This window comes from Streptomyces sp. NC-S4, assembly GCF_054353315.1.
The window spans coordinates 4009884-4026245 of record NZ_CM135937.1; the positions used below are offsets into that span (position 1 = coordinate 4009884).

At 71.6% G+C, this 16362-nt stretch carries 18 protein-coding genes and 1 tRNA gene; 16 read left to right on the forward strand and 3 right to left on the reverse strand.

What is annotated here, in order from left to right; translation table 11 throughout:
- Positions 1-400: 400 nt before the first annotated feature.
- From ACXNSR_RS17640 to ACXNSR_RS17700, 13 genes are all read left to right on the forward strand, one after another.
- Complete coding sequence (locus tag ACXNSR_RS17640) at positions 401-673, forward strand: DUF6284 family protein (RefSeq protein WP_458642956.1); 273 nt, start codon at positions 401-403, stop codon at positions 671-673.
- Positions 670-1014 carry a hypothetical protein gene (locus ACXNSR_RS17645; RefSeq protein ID WP_458642957.1) on the forward strand — a complete coding sequence of 115 codons (345 nt, stop codon included), beginning with the start codon at positions 670-672 and terminating at the stop codon, positions 1012-1014. Before ACXNSR_RS17640 ends, ACXNSR_RS17645 begins: the two co-directional genes overlap by 4 nt.
- Positions 1011-2006 carry a DUF2637 domain-containing protein gene (locus ACXNSR_RS17650; RefSeq protein ID WP_458642958.1) on the forward strand — a complete coding sequence of 332 codons (996 nt, stop codon included), beginning with the start codon at positions 1011-1013 and terminating at the stop codon, positions 2004-2006. Before ACXNSR_RS17645 ends, ACXNSR_RS17650 begins: the two co-directional genes overlap by 4 nt.
- Positions 2003-2356 carry an RRQRL motif-containing zinc-binding protein gene (locus ACXNSR_RS17655; RefSeq protein WP_458642959.1) on the forward strand — a complete coding sequence of 118 codons (354 nt, stop codon included), beginning with the start codon at positions 2003-2005 and terminating at the stop codon, positions 2354-2356. Before ACXNSR_RS17650 ends, ACXNSR_RS17655 begins: the two co-directional genes overlap by 4 nt.
- A 12-nt stretch (positions 2357-2368) precedes the next feature.
- Positions 2369-2890 (forward strand): hypothetical protein, encoded by a 522-nt coding sequence (locus ACXNSR_RS17660; protein WP_458642960.1) that lies wholly within the window; start codon positions 2369-2371, stop codon positions 2888-2890.
- Positions 2890-3528, forward strand: coding sequence for a plasmid transfer protein TraA (gene traA / locus ACXNSR_RS17665; RefSeq protein ID WP_458642961.1), 639 nt, complete (start codon positions 2890-2892; stop codon positions 3526-3528). The genes ACXNSR_RS17660 and traA overlap by 1 nt, the downstream gene beginning before the upstream one ends.
- Positions 3529-3557: 29 nt before the next feature.
- Positions 3558-5627: a plasmid transfer protein TraB gene (gene traB / locus ACXNSR_RS17670; RefSeq protein ID WP_458642962.1), complete on the forward strand. Its 2070-nt coding sequence runs from the start codon at positions 3558-3560 to the stop codon at positions 5625-5627.
- A gap of 199 nt (positions 5628-5826) precedes the next feature.
- Positions 5827-6315, forward strand: coding sequence for a hypothetical protein (locus tag ACXNSR_RS17675; RefSeq protein WP_458642963.1), 489 nt, complete (start codon positions 5827-5829; stop codon positions 6313-6315).
- 14 nt (positions 6316-6329) lie between these two features.
- Positions 6330-6479: a hypothetical protein gene (locus ACXNSR_RS17680; RefSeq protein ID WP_458642964.1), complete on the forward strand. Its 150-nt coding sequence runs from the start codon at positions 6330-6332 to the stop codon at positions 6477-6479.
- A 95-nt stretch (positions 6480-6574) separates the two neighbouring features.
- Positions 6575-7507 carry a bifunctional DNA primase/polymerase gene (locus tag ACXNSR_RS17685; RefSeq protein WP_458642965.1) on the forward strand — a complete coding sequence of 311 codons (933 nt, stop codon included), beginning with the start codon at positions 6575-6577 and terminating at the stop codon, positions 7505-7507.
- A gap of 349 nt (positions 7508-7856) precedes the next feature.
- The gene (locus tag ACXNSR_RS17690) at positions 7857-9107 is read left to right on the forward strand and encodes a DUF3631 domain-containing protein (protein ID WP_458642966.1); all 1251 of its coding nucleotides are present in this window, start codon (positions 7857-7859) and stop codon (positions 9105-9107) included.
- A gap of 174 nt (positions 9108-9281) precedes the next feature.
- Positions 9282-9482 carry a helix-turn-helix domain-containing protein gene (locus ACXNSR_RS17695; protein WP_458642967.1) on the forward strand — a complete coding sequence of 67 codons (201 nt, stop codon included), beginning with the start codon at positions 9282-9284 and terminating at the stop codon, positions 9480-9482.
- Positions 9483-9557: 75 nt separating this feature from the next.
- Positions 9558-10979, forward strand: coding sequence for a tyrosine-type recombinase/integrase (locus tag ACXNSR_RS17700; RefSeq protein WP_458642968.1), 1422 nt, complete (start codon positions 9558-9560; stop codon positions 10977-10979).
- A 44-nt stretch (positions 10980-11023) separates the two neighbouring features.
- Here ACXNSR_RS17700 and ACXNSR_RS17705 read toward each other — a convergent pair.
- Both ACXNSR_RS17705 and ACXNSR_RS17710 read right to left on the reverse strand, forming a co-directional pair.
- Positions 11024-11101, reverse strand: a tRNA-Thr gene (locus tag ACXNSR_RS17705).
- A gap of 113 nt (positions 11102-11214) precedes the next feature.
- Positions 11215-11895, reverse strand: a complete 681-nt coding sequence (locus tag ACXNSR_RS17710; protein ID WP_458642969.1) for a hypothetical protein — start codon at positions 11893-11895, stop codon at positions 11215-11217.
- A gap of 184 nt (positions 11896-12079) precedes the next feature.
- On the opposite strand from ACXNSR_RS17710, the gene ACXNSR_RS17715 reads away from it, so the two are divergent.
- The 3 genes from ACXNSR_RS17715 to ACXNSR_RS17725 all read left to right on the forward strand — a co-directional run bounded on the left by ACXNSR_RS17715 (position 12080) and on the right by ACXNSR_RS17725 (position 14590).
- Positions 12080-13168 (forward strand): ABC transporter ATP-binding protein, encoded by a 1089-nt coding sequence (locus ACXNSR_RS17715; protein WP_458642970.1) that lies wholly within the window; start codon positions 12080-12082, stop codon positions 13166-13168.
- A 212-nt stretch (positions 13169-13380) separates the two neighbouring features.
- Entirely contained in the window at positions 13381-13794 is a 414-nt protein-coding gene (locus ACXNSR_RS17720; protein WP_458642971.1) for a hypothetical protein, read from the forward strand.
- Positions 13795-13822: 28 nt separating this feature from the next.
- Positions 13823-14590, forward strand: coding sequence for a nucleotidyltransferase family protein (locus tag ACXNSR_RS17725; protein ID WP_458642972.1), 768 nt, complete (start codon positions 13823-13825; stop codon positions 14588-14590).
- A 131-nt stretch (positions 14591-14721) separates the two neighbouring features.
- Here ACXNSR_RS17725 and ACXNSR_RS17730 read toward each other — a convergent pair whose 3' ends face one another.
- Entirely contained in the window at positions 14722-16266 is a 1545-nt protein-coding gene (locus ACXNSR_RS17730) for a DoxX family membrane protein (RefSeq protein ID WP_458642973.1), read from the reverse strand.
- Positions 16267-16362: the final 96 nt, after the last annotated feature.

The window sequence follows — 16362 nt, forward strand, 5'->3', positions numbered from 1 at the left end:
AGGGAACCTTAGGGGCGTACTCACCCGACGGTCTGACCGGCCAGGGAGTGCGGGACCTCGGCGTGCCTGTGTCAAGGCCGGCCGAGGTCAAGGGGCCCGGGACAGAGCGGGCCGAGGGTCCCGGGTCCCTGGTCAACCGGAGGGCAAGACCGAAAGGTCACCGTCTCGCACGCCTGCAACGGGAGCGCGCTCCCGAAGGCGAGACGCCTGAATCACCAACTTCCGCAGTCACACGGCTGCGGCTGGTTGCCTCCTCCGCCTGTCCCCCGCTTCGGCGGTGTACGGGCGGGGTTGAGGGGAGCCGGAGTTCTTCCTGCTTCACCCGCATTGCAGTGCAGCCCCCGGCGTTGCCGCGCCGGGGGCTGCTGAGTCCCGTTCCTCTGTAGAAGGAGCAAGACCCGTGAAGTCCATCGCTGCACTTCAGGACCTCGTTACCCCATGGTCCGACGGTCTGGAGCCGTCGGACTCGGAGCTGGACGCGATCGCGTGGGAGATGCCGCTGATCCTGGCGGAGGTCGACCTGCTCGACGCGGAGATCGCCGTGCTGGACCGGGCGCCGTCCGAGCTGGACGAGCAGCGGATCCGCCGGGCCCGCCGGCGGATGCTCGCCGTCCGCCGGGACCTGACCAACCAGGCCGCCGCCGCAGCGGGCATGCCGGGCGGTGCCGCATGACCACACCGGCGATGCCCCTCTCGGCCATGGCCGCGCCGCTGATGGCGCTGCGCATCTTCGAGGACCGCTACCGGCACCTTCCGGCACCATGCGTGTCGATCTCGACGGTTTACCCGAACGTGCTGGAGCTCGCCTTCCACGACGACCTCGACGGGTTCGAGACGTGGTGTGCGGCTCTGGGGATCCCGTCCCGGAACGTGTCGCACGGTGTTCAGTCCGGTGGCCTCACCCGCGTCCTGAAGGCCGAGACCAGCTACTCCGGCGGAATCGTGAAGCTGACCGGCTACGCCACGGTCTCCATCGCCGACGGGGAGCGTTCACGGGTGGAGGGCGTGTCGTGAACCGTGTTCAGATCCGTTCATCCGAGCGGGCTCTCTCGGTCGGGACGTGGCTGATCGTGGGCGGCTCGATGCTCTACTCCGTCCTCACGGTCACACCGCTCATGGCCGCGCACACGCCGGCCGCATGGCGGTGGACGGCCCCGATCCTGCCGCTCGTCGTGGATGCGGCGGTGGTGATCGTGGTCCGCCTGGACTCCGTTCTGGCCCGTCTGGGCGGGCACGGCGGGGCCTGGCCGGTGGCGCTGCGGTGGATGACCGGCACCATGACCCTCGCCCTCAACGTAGGCGTATCCGCGCTGGCTGGGGACCTGGTCGGGGTCGCCGTGCACTCGGTCGCCCCGCTCCTCCTGATCGTCACCGCGGAGGCAGGGCTCGCCTACCGACGGGCCCTGACCGCCGCCGTCCTGGCCGTGGAAGCCCACAAGCGGGCCGAGCAGGACGCCCGGGAACGGGCAGCGGCGGAGCGGGAGGAGAACCGGCTCCGGGCCGCTCGTGAACAGCGCGAGCACGAGGTGGCCATCGCCCGTGAACAGCGTGAACATGAGGCCCGTCTGGCGCGTGAGGAAGCGGACCGGCAGGACCGGGTCCGGCGCGAGGAAGCAGAGCGGGCCGAGGCTGTCGAGCGGGCCGAGCGGGACGCTCGTGAACGCACTGAACGCGAGCGTGAACAGGCCGAGGCCGAGCGTGAACGCCTGGAGCGTCAGGCCGTCCAGCAGCGCGAACTGGAGGCCAAGGAGCGGGCCGAGCGTGAGCGCCGTGAACGGGTCCGTGAACAGGAGCGGCTGGAGCGTGAACGCGCCGCCCTCCTCGCAGCTGGCCCACCTGCGGCCAAGTTGCCGGAGGGGCAGGCCCGCGCCACCGTGGCCGCCGCGTTCGCGGCCGGGGTCCCGGTCCGCGTGGCCGCGGAACTGTCCGGCTGGTCCGTCGGCTGGGCCTCCGCCCGCTACCAGGAACACCGCGACGCCGCCGCTACTCCGGCCCTCGGCCGATGAGCACCCTGCCCGTATACCGGTGGCGTCTCGCTCCCGACGGGCTGGCCACCCGCCGACAGCTCCGCTCCCTGGGGCTGCGGCCGGGCGGCCAGGACGTCGCTGCCCAGCTGGAGCGGCCCCGTCGGCGGCGGGGCCCGCTGGTCGCCTACCTCTACCGGATCGACCTCGCCAAGCCCGTCCGGCCGATGACCCCGAACCGGTGGGCGGCCCTCGCCAAGGCCGGCGCGGCCCGTCGGCGGTGCCCGGTCTGCCTCGATCACCTCCCGTATGTGATCCCGGCCTCGCTCGGCATGTGCGTGGCCTGCCACGACTTCCCTGAACAGCGCGCCGCCCGGACCCTCTCGGCCTGAAGGAGTTCTGCTGTGTCTCGCCGTACCCGCACACACACCGCGAAGGGCGACGCGCCCACCGTCCGCATTCCCCGTCAGCGCGGCCGCCGTCAGGGGCCGCAGGTGATCGTGGTCGTCTCCGAGGAGCCGACCCTGACCCAGCGGGCCACCGCGGCGGCGGGCCGGTGGGTGTGGAAGCACCGCCGCACCTGGGCCCCGACCGGCCTCGCACTCCTGCTGCTGCCCGTCACGGGCATCGTTCACCTGATCACGCCGTGGGCCGCGCTCGTCGCGGCCCCGGCCGCAGCCGTCCCGCTGATCGTCCTGGGCTGGAAGGCCAAGGGCCGCCCCGTCGGGACGCCCGCCGCTCGTGCCCGCCGGATTGCTCTGGCGGTCCTCGCGCTGGCCTCGCTGGCCTGGTTCGCCCTGGCCTTGTGGTTCGGGCCGGCCGAGCCGGTCCTGATGGGCCTGTGGTCGCTGATCACCCTCGACGCGCAGATCACGTGGCTGTTCGCCCGCCTGCGCACCACCCTCACTGCTAAGGGGACCCGCTGATGTCCAACAACACCTGGATGCCCAACAACGGCACCCCCGGCCCCCGCCGTCCCCAGAACGGCAGCGGCCAGCAGCAGGGCGGATGGCAGCAGGGGCCGTGGCAGCAGCCCGGCCCGGCCAGCGCTCCCGGCGGTCAGGGCGGTTCGAGCCGGTCGCGGACGACGAACCGCAGCAAGTCGCGTGAGTACCACTTCCACATCAGCGACCCCGGCGTCCAGAGCGGCGGGGGCTACGGTCCGCGCAACGGCCGCGGCCAGCAGGGCGGACAGGGGCAGGGTCAGCGGGGCGGGCGGATGTACTCGCCTTTGGGTGACCCGGAGTTCTTCTCCAACGTGGACATCCGCAACTACTGCGAGGGCGGCCGCGGGCTGTTCCTGCAGATGTCGTTCGAGCTGGCCAACGCCGCCGAAGTGCTCAACGCCGTCCTGAAAGAGATCCCCGACCCCGAGGGCCGCCCCTTCGGCTCCCGGGCCCGGGCGCGGAGGGTGTCGCGGCGGATGAAGAAGGCCGCCGAAGACGCCCTCGGCACCGCAAAGAACCTTGCCGCCACCTATGCCGCGTTCCAGCGGGAGTTCGACCCCCAGCTGGCCCAGAACCGCCGGCCCCGCCAGGGCCGCCGTTTCGACTTCAACGGATAGCCGACACCGACCTGTAGGGAGGTCAGAACATGCCCCGAACCACCACGACCGACGACATGCGGCAGGAGTACGACCCCCATGGCGAGGGCGGCGGGATCGGCGAGTACCTGCTCCACCGCGCCAAGCCCCACCTGCCGCCGTGGCTCGCCGGGGCCGGTACGGGCCTGGCCTCCCTGCCCGCCCACTACTTCTGGTCCGGCGAGCCCGGCGTCACCGCCGGCCTCACCCTCGCCTCCGTCGCCCTCACCGGCCTGACCTGGTGGGCGGGCAAGTCGACCACCCAGCAGCGGCGCCTGCACTCCGCCGTCACCGTCGCCGCCGCATCCACCTGGTTCACCGCGGCGGCGATCGCAGGGCCCGGGGCGGGGCCGCTGGGGGAGCTGTACTTCATCGGCGCCCCCGCCCTCGCCCTGTCGTGGAACATCCGCCAGATCCTCCGCAAGAACGTCGAAGGCACCACTACCGGCGCGGACGGAGGCTTCCTGGAGAAGGTCGGCCTGGCCAAGACCCAGGTCCTCCGCACGGAGGTCGGCCCGAACAAGGCCTCCTTCGACCTCCAGCTTCCCCGCGGCGAGCTCACCCCAGACGACGTCTCCAGGAACATCACCCGCATCGCGGGCGCCCTAGACGTGCCGAAGACGGCGATCCGGATCCAGGAGAACCCCGACTCGGCGTCCAGGGTGATGCTGACCGTGGTCCCGCTGGACCTGCTGAAGAACACCGTCCCCTGCCCCGGCCCCTCCCACCCGGGCGGCTCCATCGCCGACCCGGTCCACGTCGGGATCTACGAGGACGGCACTCCGGCCGTCATCTACTTCCCCGGCGACCCCGAAGCAGCCCGCAACGCAGCGCACTTCCTGGTCATGGGGATGCCCGGCTCCGGCAAGTCCGAGGGCGGCCTCACCGCCCTCGCCGAAGTCGTCACCCGGCACGACGTAACCGTATGGGCGTCCGACCCCGCGAAGGCAGAGCAAACGCTCGGCCCGCTCCTGCCTGCGATCGACTGGGCCGCCCTCGACATGCCCTCCACCAAATCCATGATCAAAGCCCTCACCGCCGTCATCCCCGCGAGGACGGCATGGCTGGCGAAGTACGGCTACAAGCAGTGGGTCCCCGCCTGCGCCAAGACCCAGGCCGACGGCTCCCCCGGCATGCCCTACCTCCTGGCCTGGTTCGAAGAAGCCGCGAAGACGATCCGTGAGACCGACGACGACGTGTTCACCGGTATCGCCCAGGAAGCCCGCTCTGCCGGCATCTCCCTCGTCATCTCCATGCAACGCGCCTCCGGCAACCAGGTCTCCACCGACACCCGAGCCGCGTTCGGATCCTCCTGGGTCCACGGAGTCCGCAGCGAGGGCGACGCCCGCTTCGCCCTCGACGACGAGATCCTCGACGCGGGCGCGGCACCGCACGTGTGGAAGGACAAGAAGCCCGGCTACTCCTACCTCGTCGCCAACGGCGTCCCCGACGACCGATGGGCCACCCCCATGCGGGACTACCTCTCCAGCGTCGACTACCTCAACTGGGTCGTCCTCACCTTCCACGGCACCCGCGCCGCCATCGACCCCGTCACCGCCGGAGCGGCCGCCCGCTCCGCCGACCGGGCCTTCACCGGCCGCACCCGCTACCCGATGCCCGGCACCACCGACCAGCCGGAGACCACCATGCCCAACGGCTACAGCCCCGACGAGGACGAGGAGAACGGCTACTACCCCGGCGAGGACGACTACGACCAGCGGCCGCCGGGCGGGTTCGGCGAGGAGGACGACTACGAGGAGGGGGAGTTCATCGACGCGGAGCAGGAACTCCCCGAAGTCGAGCAGGTCGTCGAGTTCGCGGCCCGGCCGCCGGCCGACGAACCGCGTCCGAAGATCAGCACTGCAGAGGCCCGCGCGGCGATGGAGGAAGTCCTCGAAGAGTTCGAGGACGAGGGCCGGGACGTGGTCGGCCCGGCGGACTTCATGGCCTACTGCGACCGCTACGGCCGCGGCCGTTCCTGGGTCTCCGGACAGGTCGCCCAGTTCGTCATGGCCGGCCGCCTCGCCGAGACCAGCGAGGTCGGCCGCTACCGGATCGTCCCGTACCAGCAGGCGGCCTGACGCGTCAGACGCGTCTGACACCCCTGCCAGGCCAGCAGCCCCAATACACAGGTCATACGTGCGCGCGAGGGGTGTCAGACGGGTGTCTGACGCGTCAGACACCCCCACCAGACACCCGCCCTGACGCCCCAGACACCCCGCTCAGACGGGGCCCCAGCTGCCCCGGCTCGGGCCCTGCCGGTCTTCCCTGGAGTCCGCCATGCCCTACGAATCCGCCCAGCAGGCCGTCCCGGCGCCGCTCCGGTACAGGGACGCGATCCTCTACCCGCCGGCCGTCCCCGAACCGCGGATGCTGCCCGCCGAGATACCGCCCGGCGTCCAATACGTCACCCTCCCCAACGGCACCCGCACCCTCGCCTACACGCACCCGGACGTGGCCACGGTGTTACCGCCGGCCGTGCAACCTGTCCCCGCGTGGGCCAAGACCACAGCCCTCCTCGCCCCGACCGTCGGTGGAGGCATCGGGGCGGCAGGAATCGGAATCTCCTACGCCGCCCCCGGACTCCTCGCCATGGCCGAAGCCCTCTGGGCCCTCGTCGCCCTCATCGCCGCCGGCACCGCCCTCCCCCTGATCCTCCGCACCGGCCGCAGCCGCGCGCACCGCGGCGGGCCGGTGCAGCACGTCACCCAGCACGTCACCGCCACCGGCCTCTTCGGTCGTGCCACCGGAACCATCAACCACCGCTAACCAAGGAGCACCACATGGAAGACGACTCCGCCTTCGAGGTGGTCACCGTCGAACTCGACTGGGGCGACCTGGACGAGCCCTACCGGCGGGACATCACCCGCCGACAACTCGGCCAGCTCCTCCTGAACTTCGACGACATGGCCGACACCACGGCCACCCAGTAGCCCCCCGCACACAGCGAAGGCGGCCCCCTCTCACGCCAATGAAGCGGGGCCGCCCTCATCCACAACCCATCAACAGACCTGTGGAGGTCACCAGCATGACCCAACTCACCGACATTCGGCGAGACCACAACGGCGACCGGAGGTTACTCCTGGACGCCGCCCTGGCGATGGCCGGCCGAGGCTGGCCGGTCTTCCCGCTCCGGCCCGGCTCGAAGGCCCCGGCCCTGCACCGCCAGGACCGCTGCCCCCTCACCGGTGTCTGCGGCGGTGGGCATGTGAAGTGGGAGCAGCGCGCCACTACCGACCGGGCCGTCATCGTCCGGTGCTGGAGTCACAAGCCGTACAACATCGGATTGGCCACCGGCCCCGCCGGGCTGATCGTGGTCGACCTCGATATGCCCAAGCCAGACAGCAGTCAGGACGCGCCTGGCGGCACGGACAACCTGTTGGCGCTCTGCGAGCGCGCCGGGCAGACCGTCCCGGCGACCGGTACCGTGCGGACTCCCTCCGGCGGGACGCATCTGTACTTCACCGCCCCCGACGGTGTTCGGCTCGGGAACACTGCGGGCAAGCTCGCCCCGCTCGTCGACACCCGGGCCCACGGCGGATACGTCGTTGCCCCCGGCAGCACCACAACGGCCGGTGTCTACCAGGTCACGGACCCGTCCCCCGTCGTCGAACTCCCCACCTGGCTCCTAACCCTCCTCCAGCCCCCGGCTCCGCGCCCGCTGCCCCTGCGAATGCCGGGAGCGGTCCACGGCGGCGGCAGTGCGGCCCGGGCCGCACTCGACGCCGAGTGTGACGCCGTCCGGCAGGCGCCCGCGAAGCAGGCGAACAACACACTCAACCGCAGCGCCTTCAAGGTGGGGCGCTTCGTGGCATGGGGCGACCTCCCCCGCGAGGAGGTCGAGGAGGCCTTCCAAGCGGCGGGGGAGACCCGCGGACTCACCGTGGGCGAGTGCCGCGCCACGATCCGCTCCGCCCTCGACAGCTCCGCCCGCACGGTCCGCGCCCGGGAGACAGCATGAGCGCCCACCCCCATCCCCCCTTGGAAGGCCCCACCCCCAGCCCTACCGGACTCAGCCCCGCCGAACCGGCCCCCGCCCCCGACGGCAGTGGTGCGCCGAGGGTCGTCGCCGAAGGCGTCCCTTCATCTGTTCGCCCTGACCCGCACGCCGACGACGGACGCCGGCCGATGGCCTGGCTCCACATCAATGCCCCCGGACGCGGCGTCACCCCGTCAGTCCGGTCGTGGTGCCAGTGCGGCCGAGACATCTTCGCCGCAGGGCAGCGCCGTGCGCTCGCTCTGATCGACGACCACACCGAGCACCGCACTCTCTGCCCGCTGCTCGTATCCCAGGAAGGGAAGGCCGCCTGATGAGCGACCACAAGCCCCAGGCCGCACCCATCGACGGGGCCACCCTGCTCGACGAGGTGGAGGCCTTCCACCGGCGCTTCAATGTCTTCCCCCGGGAGGCGGCCTACGTCGCAGTCGCTCTGTGGGACGCGCACGCCCATCTGATCGATGCGTTCGACGGGACCGCCCGTATCGCGTTCCTGTCACCGGAGCCGGGGTCGGGAAAGTCCCGGGCGCTGGAGATCATCGAGACGCTGACCCCGCGCGCCGCGACCACGGTCAACGCGTCCCCGAACGCGCTTTTCCGGCTGGTCGACGCTCCCGAAGGGCCTCCGACGCTGCTCTTCGACGAGATCGACACCGTGTTCGGCCCCAAGGCCGGGGACAACGAAGCCGTGCGCGGGTTCCTGAACTCCGGCTACCGCCGCGGTGGGAACTCCCTGCGCTGCGTCGGCGAGGGCGCCAACCAGACCGCGGGCTGGTTCTCCTCATTCTGCGCGGTCGCCATGGCCGGCCTCGGCTCCCTGCCCGACACGATCCTCACCCGCTCCGTCATCATCCGCATGCGCAAGCGCGCCCCGAACGAGACCTGCGAGCCCTACCGCCGCCGCACCCACGAGAAGCAGGGCCACGCCCTGCGCGACCGCCTCGCCCGGTGGGCCGACACCGTCCGCGACCAGGTCTCCGACGCCTGGCCCGAGATGCCCGACGGCGTCACCGACCGACCCGCCGACGTGTGGGAGCCCCTCCTCGCCGTCGCGGACGCCGCCGGCGGGGCCTGGCCCGAGCGGGCCCGCGCCGCCTGCGTGGAACTGATCAACGCCGCGCACGACAGCGAGGAGGCATCCCTGGGGATCCGGCTGCTGACCGACCTGAGGGACAAGGTGTTCTGCGGAGCCGACCGCATGCCCACCGCCGTGATCCTCGAATGCCTCCTCGCCCTGGACGACTCCCCGTGGGCCGACCTCGACGACAGGCCGATCACCTCCCGGACCCTGGCCAAGATGCTCGGCCAGTACGTCACCCCGGCGAACAAGCCCATCAAGCCCCGCACCTTCCGCCTGCCCTCCGGAACGCCCAAGGGCTACTTCGCCGAAGACCTCTCCGACGCCTGGACCCGCTACTGCCCCTCGCCCCCGCTCAGGTCCGCAACATCCAAAACATCCGCAACATCACAGGTCACAGGGGGTGAATCCGTTGCGGATACCCCCACCGACATCCGCAACACGCCCCCGGAAACCGCCACACTCCCGCTCCACATCGCCGGCTGACCAGCACAGCCCTCCGGGCGCCGCCGCACCAACGTGTGGCGGCGCCCATCCGCAACAAATCCGCGATCCGCAACAAACCCAAGCCTCTGACCAGGCATGTTGCGGTGTTGCGGCTGTTGCGGATCCCCAGAGGCCGGGAACGGCCCGCACTCGATCACCAAGGAGATATGAGCAGTGACCACCGCCGCACAGTCCTCCTCCCCCGTCCTCTGCACCGTGAAGGACGCCGTCGTACTGCTCCGGCTCGGCCGCTCCACCATCTACGAGCTGATGGCCTCCGGCGAGCTGCCCTTCATCAAGCTCGGCCGGGCACGTCGCATCAAGCGGGCCGACATCGACACGTTCGTCGCCCAGCTCCCGCCGCAGTCCATCTGATCTCAGCCCCGTCCACAGGCGGCCCCGGGAGCTTCCCGGGGCCGCCTTCCGCATGCAGGGAACATCGAGGAGCCCATGAGCACCCGTAAGCCGAACATGGAGTCGTCCATCTACCTGGGCAGCGACGGGTGGTGGCACGGCCGCGTCACCATGGGCGTGAAGCCCGACGGCGGACCCGACCGCCGGCACCGCCGGGCCAGGACCGAGGCCGGCGTCACGAAGAAGGTCCGCGAGCTGGAGAAGCTGCGCGACGAGGGCCGGGCGACGAAGGCCGGGCGGAAGCCGACCGTCGCGGAGTGGATGGACACCTACCTGTCGACCATCGCGAGCCTGAAGCTGAAGCCGCGGTCCCTGGACGACTACTGGTCCAAGACCCGCAACGACATCGTTCCGGGCATCGGCAAGCACCGGCTCGACAAGCTCGCCCCCGAGCACCTGGAGGTGATGTACGCGGGCATGCTGGAGGAGGGGCACGCCGCCTCGCACGTGCTGAAGGTGCACCGGATCCTCTCCCGGGCGCTGAAGATCGCCCACCGCCGCAGGCTCATCAACGAGAACGTCGCCACCCTCGTGGACCCCCCGTCCGTGGACGAGACGGAGGCGAACCCGTTCTCGCGGGACGAATCGAGGGCCTTCCTGGCCGCCGCCGCGCAGCGCCCGACGTTCATGCGGTGGGCGATCGGGGTCGGCATGGGCTTCCGGCAGGGCGAGGCCCTGGGCCTGCGCTGGTCGTACGTTGACACGGAGCACGGGCTGTTCCATCCCGCCTGGCAGCTCCAGCGGCTCACCTGGAAGCACGGGTGCCGGGACGCTCGCACCTGCGGAGCCCGGCTCCATCGGTTCGAGCCGTGCCCGCCCGAGTGCCCGACGCACAAGAACTACGTCCGCGGCTGTCCGGCGCCGTGCCCGAAGACCTGCCGCCGACACGCGAGCGCCTGCCCCGAGCGAAAGGGCGGAGGCCTGGCCTTCACCCGGCCCAAAACGAAGAAGAGCCAGAACCCCGTGCCGATCCCGCCACCATTCCTCCCCTATCTCCTGGAGCACAGGGAGAGGCAGGAAGAGCAGCGGCGGCGGGCCGGGGAACTGTGGGAGGAGTGCGACGCCGTATTTACCCGCGAGGACGGCCGGCCTTTGGATCCCCGGGCCGACTGGGCGGAATTCAAGGAGCTGCTCGCCGAGGCCGGGATCAGCGACCGGCGCCAGCACGATGGGAGCCGTCACACGGCGGGGACGATCCTGAACGAGCTGGGGGTGGACATGCCCACCATCATGGAGATCCTCCGGCACACCCAGATCAGTCAGACGCGCCGGTACGTGAAGGGGCGCTCCGAGCTGTCCCGCGAGGCGATGCGGCGGATGGGCGAGGCCTTCATGCCGGGCCCCGCGCCCGGCCGCGCGGCGACTCCCGAACCTGGCCCCGGACCCCTGTCTGAGACCAGAACTGAGACAGAGAGCACCCGCGCGGCACGGGCCCGGCGCCGCCGCAAGATTCGCTGAAACGAGAGATCCCAGCTCAGAACAGATCTGGGCTGGGATCTCGGTGGGGCCCCCTGTCGGATTCGAACCGACGACCTACGCATTACAAGTGCGTTGCTCTGGCCGGACTGAGCTAAGGAGGCACGGCATGCCCGCCGTGTACTGCGTGCGAAGCCGCCATCACTCTACACAGCACGCGATTCCCCGGGCCATCGCATTGAACCCGCCCGAGTGGATACCGACACGCGCGTTCCGCTCAGCCCCGGGCCGGGTATCCGGCCGCCTCCGCGGTCTCCACCACGGCGGACGGTTCCGCCTCCGGGTTCAGTGTCTTGACCAGCGCGTCCGTGAGGGGGCGCAGGGCGAACACGTGGCGGACCGCCTCGAGGTCGACGTCCCGCTGGTAGTAGCCCTCGGCGAAGTCCACGTACGCCTCGGGGGTTCCGGCCGCCAGGACCCGGAAGAGGAAGCCCGTGCCGTCGCCGTCGCCCTCGGGGATCTCCACCGGCCCGGCCCGCCACGCGGTGTCGGAGGTCTCCCGCCAGAACACCACGGTGGCCACCGGCACGTCGTCGTCGCAGAAGGCCGGCTCCGCGAGCAGCGGCCGGAAGACCTCCGGCAGGGTGTCCACGAGGCCGGGCCACAGGGCCATGTCGTCGTTCGTGTAGGGACTCATCCAGGACTCGTGGTCGAAGCCCAGGCCGAAGACCCCGTCGGGCGTGAAGAGGATCGTGTACTCGTCGCCGGCGCCGTTGGTCATCAGCGCGGCCTCGACGCCCGGACCCCATGCGGGGTCGTAGTCGAAGTAGCTGCCGCCCCGGCGGCCCATCACGGCGTCCAGGGCCGCCAGCGCCCTGCAGCGGTCGCGCAGGACCGGGACGCCGGGGAGGACCCGGATCAGTTCGTGCACGTCGCACGGACGGGGTGTCGCGTTCATGGACGTCATCCAAGCAGGAGGGTCCGACAGATCGCACAGACTTCGATGTCACGTCCGTGCGCTGCTGACAGGAGCCGTCCGGGCGGGTAGCGTCGGGCGGAAGTCCACTTCGGTGGACTAGACCCATTCTTCCTTCCACTCGGATCGTCCGGCACGTTCCTGCCGGTAGAAGGGATTCATCACCATGGCTTCTGTCACTTTCGACAAGGCGACCCGGCTGTACCCCGGCGGCGACAAGCCCGCCGTCGACCAGCTCGAGCTGGAGATCCAGGACGGCGAGTTCCTCGTCCTCGTCGGCCCGTCCGGCTGCGGCAAGTCCACCTCGCTGCGCATGCTGGCCGGCCTGGAGGACGTCAACGGCGGCGCCATCCGCATCGGTGACCGCGACGTCACGCACCTGCCGCCCAAGGACCGGGACATCGCGATGGTGTTCCAGAACTACGCGCTCTACCCGCACATGACCGTCGCCGACAACATGGGCTTCGCGCTCAAGATCGCCGGTGAGGACAAGGCCACCATCCGCAAGAAGGTGGAGGACGCGGCGAAGATGCTCGACCTCACCCAGTACCTCGACCGGAAGCCGAAGGCGCTCTCCGGCGGTCAGCGCCAGCGCGTCGCCATGGGCCGCGCCATCGTGCGCAAGCCGCAGGTGTTCCTCATGGACGAGCCCCTGTCGAACCTCGACGCCAAGCTCCGCGTCTCGACGCGCACGCAGATCGCCGCCCTCCAGCGCGACCTCGGCATCACCACGGTCTACGTCACCCACGACCAGGTCGAGGCCATGACGATGGGCGACCGCGTGGCCGTCCTGAAGGACGGGCTGCTGCAGCAGGTCGACACCCCGCGCAACATGTACGACCGCCCCGCGAACCTCTTCGTCGCCGGCTTCATCGGCTCGCCGGCCATGAACCTCGTCGAGGTCCCGATCACCGACGGCGGCGTGAAGTTCGGCGACAGCGTCGTCCCGGTGTCCCGCGAGGCGCTGTCCGCGGCGGCCGACGCGGGTGACCGCACCGTCACGGTCGGCGTCCGCCCGGAGCACTTCGACCTCGCCGAGACCGGCGGTCTGACCATGGTCGTGAACGTCGTCGAGGAACTCGGCGCCGACGGCTACGTCTACGGCTCCACCACCTCCGCCGGGGGCTCCCAGGACCTCGTGGTCCGCGTGGGCGGCCGCCAGGTCCCGGAGAAGGGCTCCAGCCTGCACGTGGTGCCGCGCGCGGACGAGATCCACGTCTTCTCGACCTCCTCCGGCGAGCGGCTGTCCGCCTAGAAGTTCCGGCAGGTTCCGCAGTCGTTGGAGGGGCGTCCCGTCAAGGGGCGCCCCTTCGGCGTCCGTTGCCCCGCGCCGGGCTCGCGAAACTCCGGCAGACCGGGCCATTCGGCCCCAACCGTCAACCCGTAATTCGAAAAACCACGTCGAACCATCCCCCGACAGGGTGACTAAATGTCTCCAAATCTTCACCGAGCGCTACTCTCGCCCTCGTGACCCACTCTGCCCGCCGTATCGGCCGTTCCCTCGCCCTGGTCCTGCCCGTCGTCCTGGTCCTGTCCGGGACCCTCGCGGTCACCATGGTCCCGTGGGCGGACACTTCGTCCTCCCAGGTCCTGACCGCCTCCGCCGAGGACGTCTCCGTCCCCGCGAAGCCGCGTGCCGCGCACGAGGTGTTGCGCGACCAGCTCGTCGGCGAGCTGCAGCAGGGCGGGCGGCCGGACGACGTCCTGACCCACCTCCAGCAGGAGGTGGACCGGCGGCCGTCGCTCGCCGAGCACTGCGTGGGGATCGCGCGGGCCGTGGGCCGGGCCGCCGTGGACGCGTACGGCCCGACGAAGGCCCAGTCGTTCGCCCGGCCCGTCTGCGACACCTCGTACGCCTCCGGCGTCGCTTCCATGGGCTGACGCACGCCACCTCCCTACGCTGGCCGTCATGACCGACGACCGCCGATCCGCTCCGCCCGCTCCCTCCGCAGCCGCGTTCCCCGCCGCCCCCACCCAGGCCGTCGTCCTGGCGGGCGGCCAGGGTTCGCGGCTGCGTCCGTACACGGACGACCGTCCGAAGCCGATGGTCGAGATCCCGGGGACGGGGGTGCCGATCATCGGGCACCAACTGGCCTGGCTGGCCTCCGAGGGGGTCACGGACGCCGTGGTCTCCTGCGGGCACCTGGCCGGGGTGCTCCAGGAGTGGCTCGCCGGGGCCCGGTTGCCGCTGCGCGTGACCACGGTGGTCGAGGAGGAGCCGCTGGGGCGCGGCGGCGGTCTCAAGTACGCCGCCCGGCATCTCCCGCATCCCGACGGGGCCTGGTACGCGACCAACGGCGACATCTGGACCCGGTTCTCGCTCCGGGAGATGGCCGCCTTCCACGCGGAGCGGGACGCGGTGGCCACGCTCGCGCTGGCGCGGCCGCGGATCCCGTGGGGGGTCGTGGAGACCAACGAGTTCGGGCAGGTGCTGGACTTCATCGAGGCCCCGCCCTCGCCCTATCCGGTCAACGCCGGCGTGTACGTCTTCAGTGCCGAATTCGCCGCGCTGCTCCCGGACTTGGGGGATCACGAGCGTACGACGTTCCCGCGCCTGGCCCGTGAGCGGCGCCTCGCGGGCTTCCCGCTGCCGCAGGGGGCCTACTGGCGGGCGATCGACACCGCGAAGGACCTCACCGAGGCCGCGCGGGAGTTGGCGGCGCAGAAGGCCGTCTGAGCCCTTCGCGGGCCGATCGGTACCCGGGCGCCCGGTACGTACGCGGCTCCGCGCGCCCGGTACTCGTCGGCGCACGCGCGGGGGCCCGGCACGCTCGCGCGTGCCGGGCCCCGGTTCTCCCCGTGCCGGTGTCAGCCGATGAGGCCGCCGATCAGGCCCGGCTGCTTCGGGGCCGGAGCCCCGCCGCCCGTGCTGCTGCCCGCGGAGGAGGACGGCTGCCTGGGGGCGGAGGACTGCCGGGGGGTGCTGCGCGGGGTCTGCTGCTTGCCGGTGGTGCCGCGCGTCGCGGCGGGGGACTCGGAGCGGGTCCCCGAGGTGCCCTTGGAGGGGGTGCCGGACGCGGTCTTCCCCGACTTGGCGGCCGGCTCGGTCGCGCTCGCCGAGGGCGAGGCGGACTTGGCCGGCGCCTTCGTGGGCTGCTGCTGCACGGGCGGCCGGCTGGCGGGCGCCTGCGGCAGCGGCCGGCCGGGCAGGTAGTTGCTGGGGGCCTCGCCCGGCCCGGGGACGGTGACGACGGTGGAGGAGCGGACGGCGCCGCCGAGGAGCGAGCCGACGAGCAGGGTGAGCCCGCACACGACGGTGGCCATGACGGCCCCGCGGCGCAGTACGCGCCGCCGCAGCCGCCAGATCTCGGAGCGCGGGCCGAGGGTGCGCCAGGCCTCGCCGGCGAGGCGGCCGTCGAGGGAGTAGACCGGGGCGCCGGCGATGATCAGCGGGCTCCAGGCGGCGAGGTAGATGATGTCGGGCGCGTCGTAGGCCGGGACGGTCTTCCAGCTCACCGTCATCAGCAGTGCGGCGGACAGCAGCGCCCCGAAGCAGGCGGCGAACCGCTGCCACAGGCCGAACACGGTGAGCACGCCCACGATGACCTGGAGGAAGGCCACGCTCAGGCCCGCGCCCACCGGGTGCGCGAGCGCGAAGTCGCGCAGCGGCTCGGCGAGGGCCCAGGGGGTGAGCGTGTGCAGCCAGGTGACCATGGAGCCGCGTTCGCCGCCGTCGAAGTAGACGGGGTCGCAGAGCTTGCCCATGCCGGCGTAGATGGAGATGAAGCCGAGGAAGACGCGCAGCGGGAGCAGCACGACGCCGAGGTTCATCCGGCGGCCGGGGTAGTAGGAGGCCTGGCCGCGGGTGTCGGGGCCGGCCCGGCGGGGTTCGGCCCCGGGGCCGTGGCCGTGGCCGGCGCCGGAGCCGGGCGGCTCCTGCTGGTACGGCAGGTCGCGCACGGCGGCCAGCGGGCGGGTCTCGGTGGGGTCCCCGTAGCTGCGCTGGCCGATGACGGTCGGCGTGGCGAGGGTGTCGCCGGCGAGGTCGTGGGCCAGGTCGACGCGGGGGATGACCTGGGTGGCGCCGCCGTCGTACTCGTCGTGTCCGCGGCCGGCCTCGCGGACGGCCTGCAGCAGGCCGCCCATGGCGGCGGCGTCGCCGGCGTCGGACTTGCCGCTCCAGACCACGGGGGCCCGGCGGCGGGTGGCCCCGGCGGCGGCGACCACGGCGCCACCCAGAACGGGTGCGCGGCCGGGGGCCTTCGCGGGCTTGGAACGCGCGCTCGGGCTCGGTGCGAGCCGCACGCGGAAGCTGGCGTGGTTGACGATGACCTGTGCGGGGTCGCACGGCACCTTGACCATGCTCAGCGCGGGCTGGTCGTCGAACCCTGACGTTCTGGTGTCCACACTCATCTAACCGAGTGATCAGTGTTTAGGACACTGCCTTGACGCCAGGGATGTGTCCGAGACCCGTCAAGATCAAGCCACCCCGCCCGAATCGGACGGGGT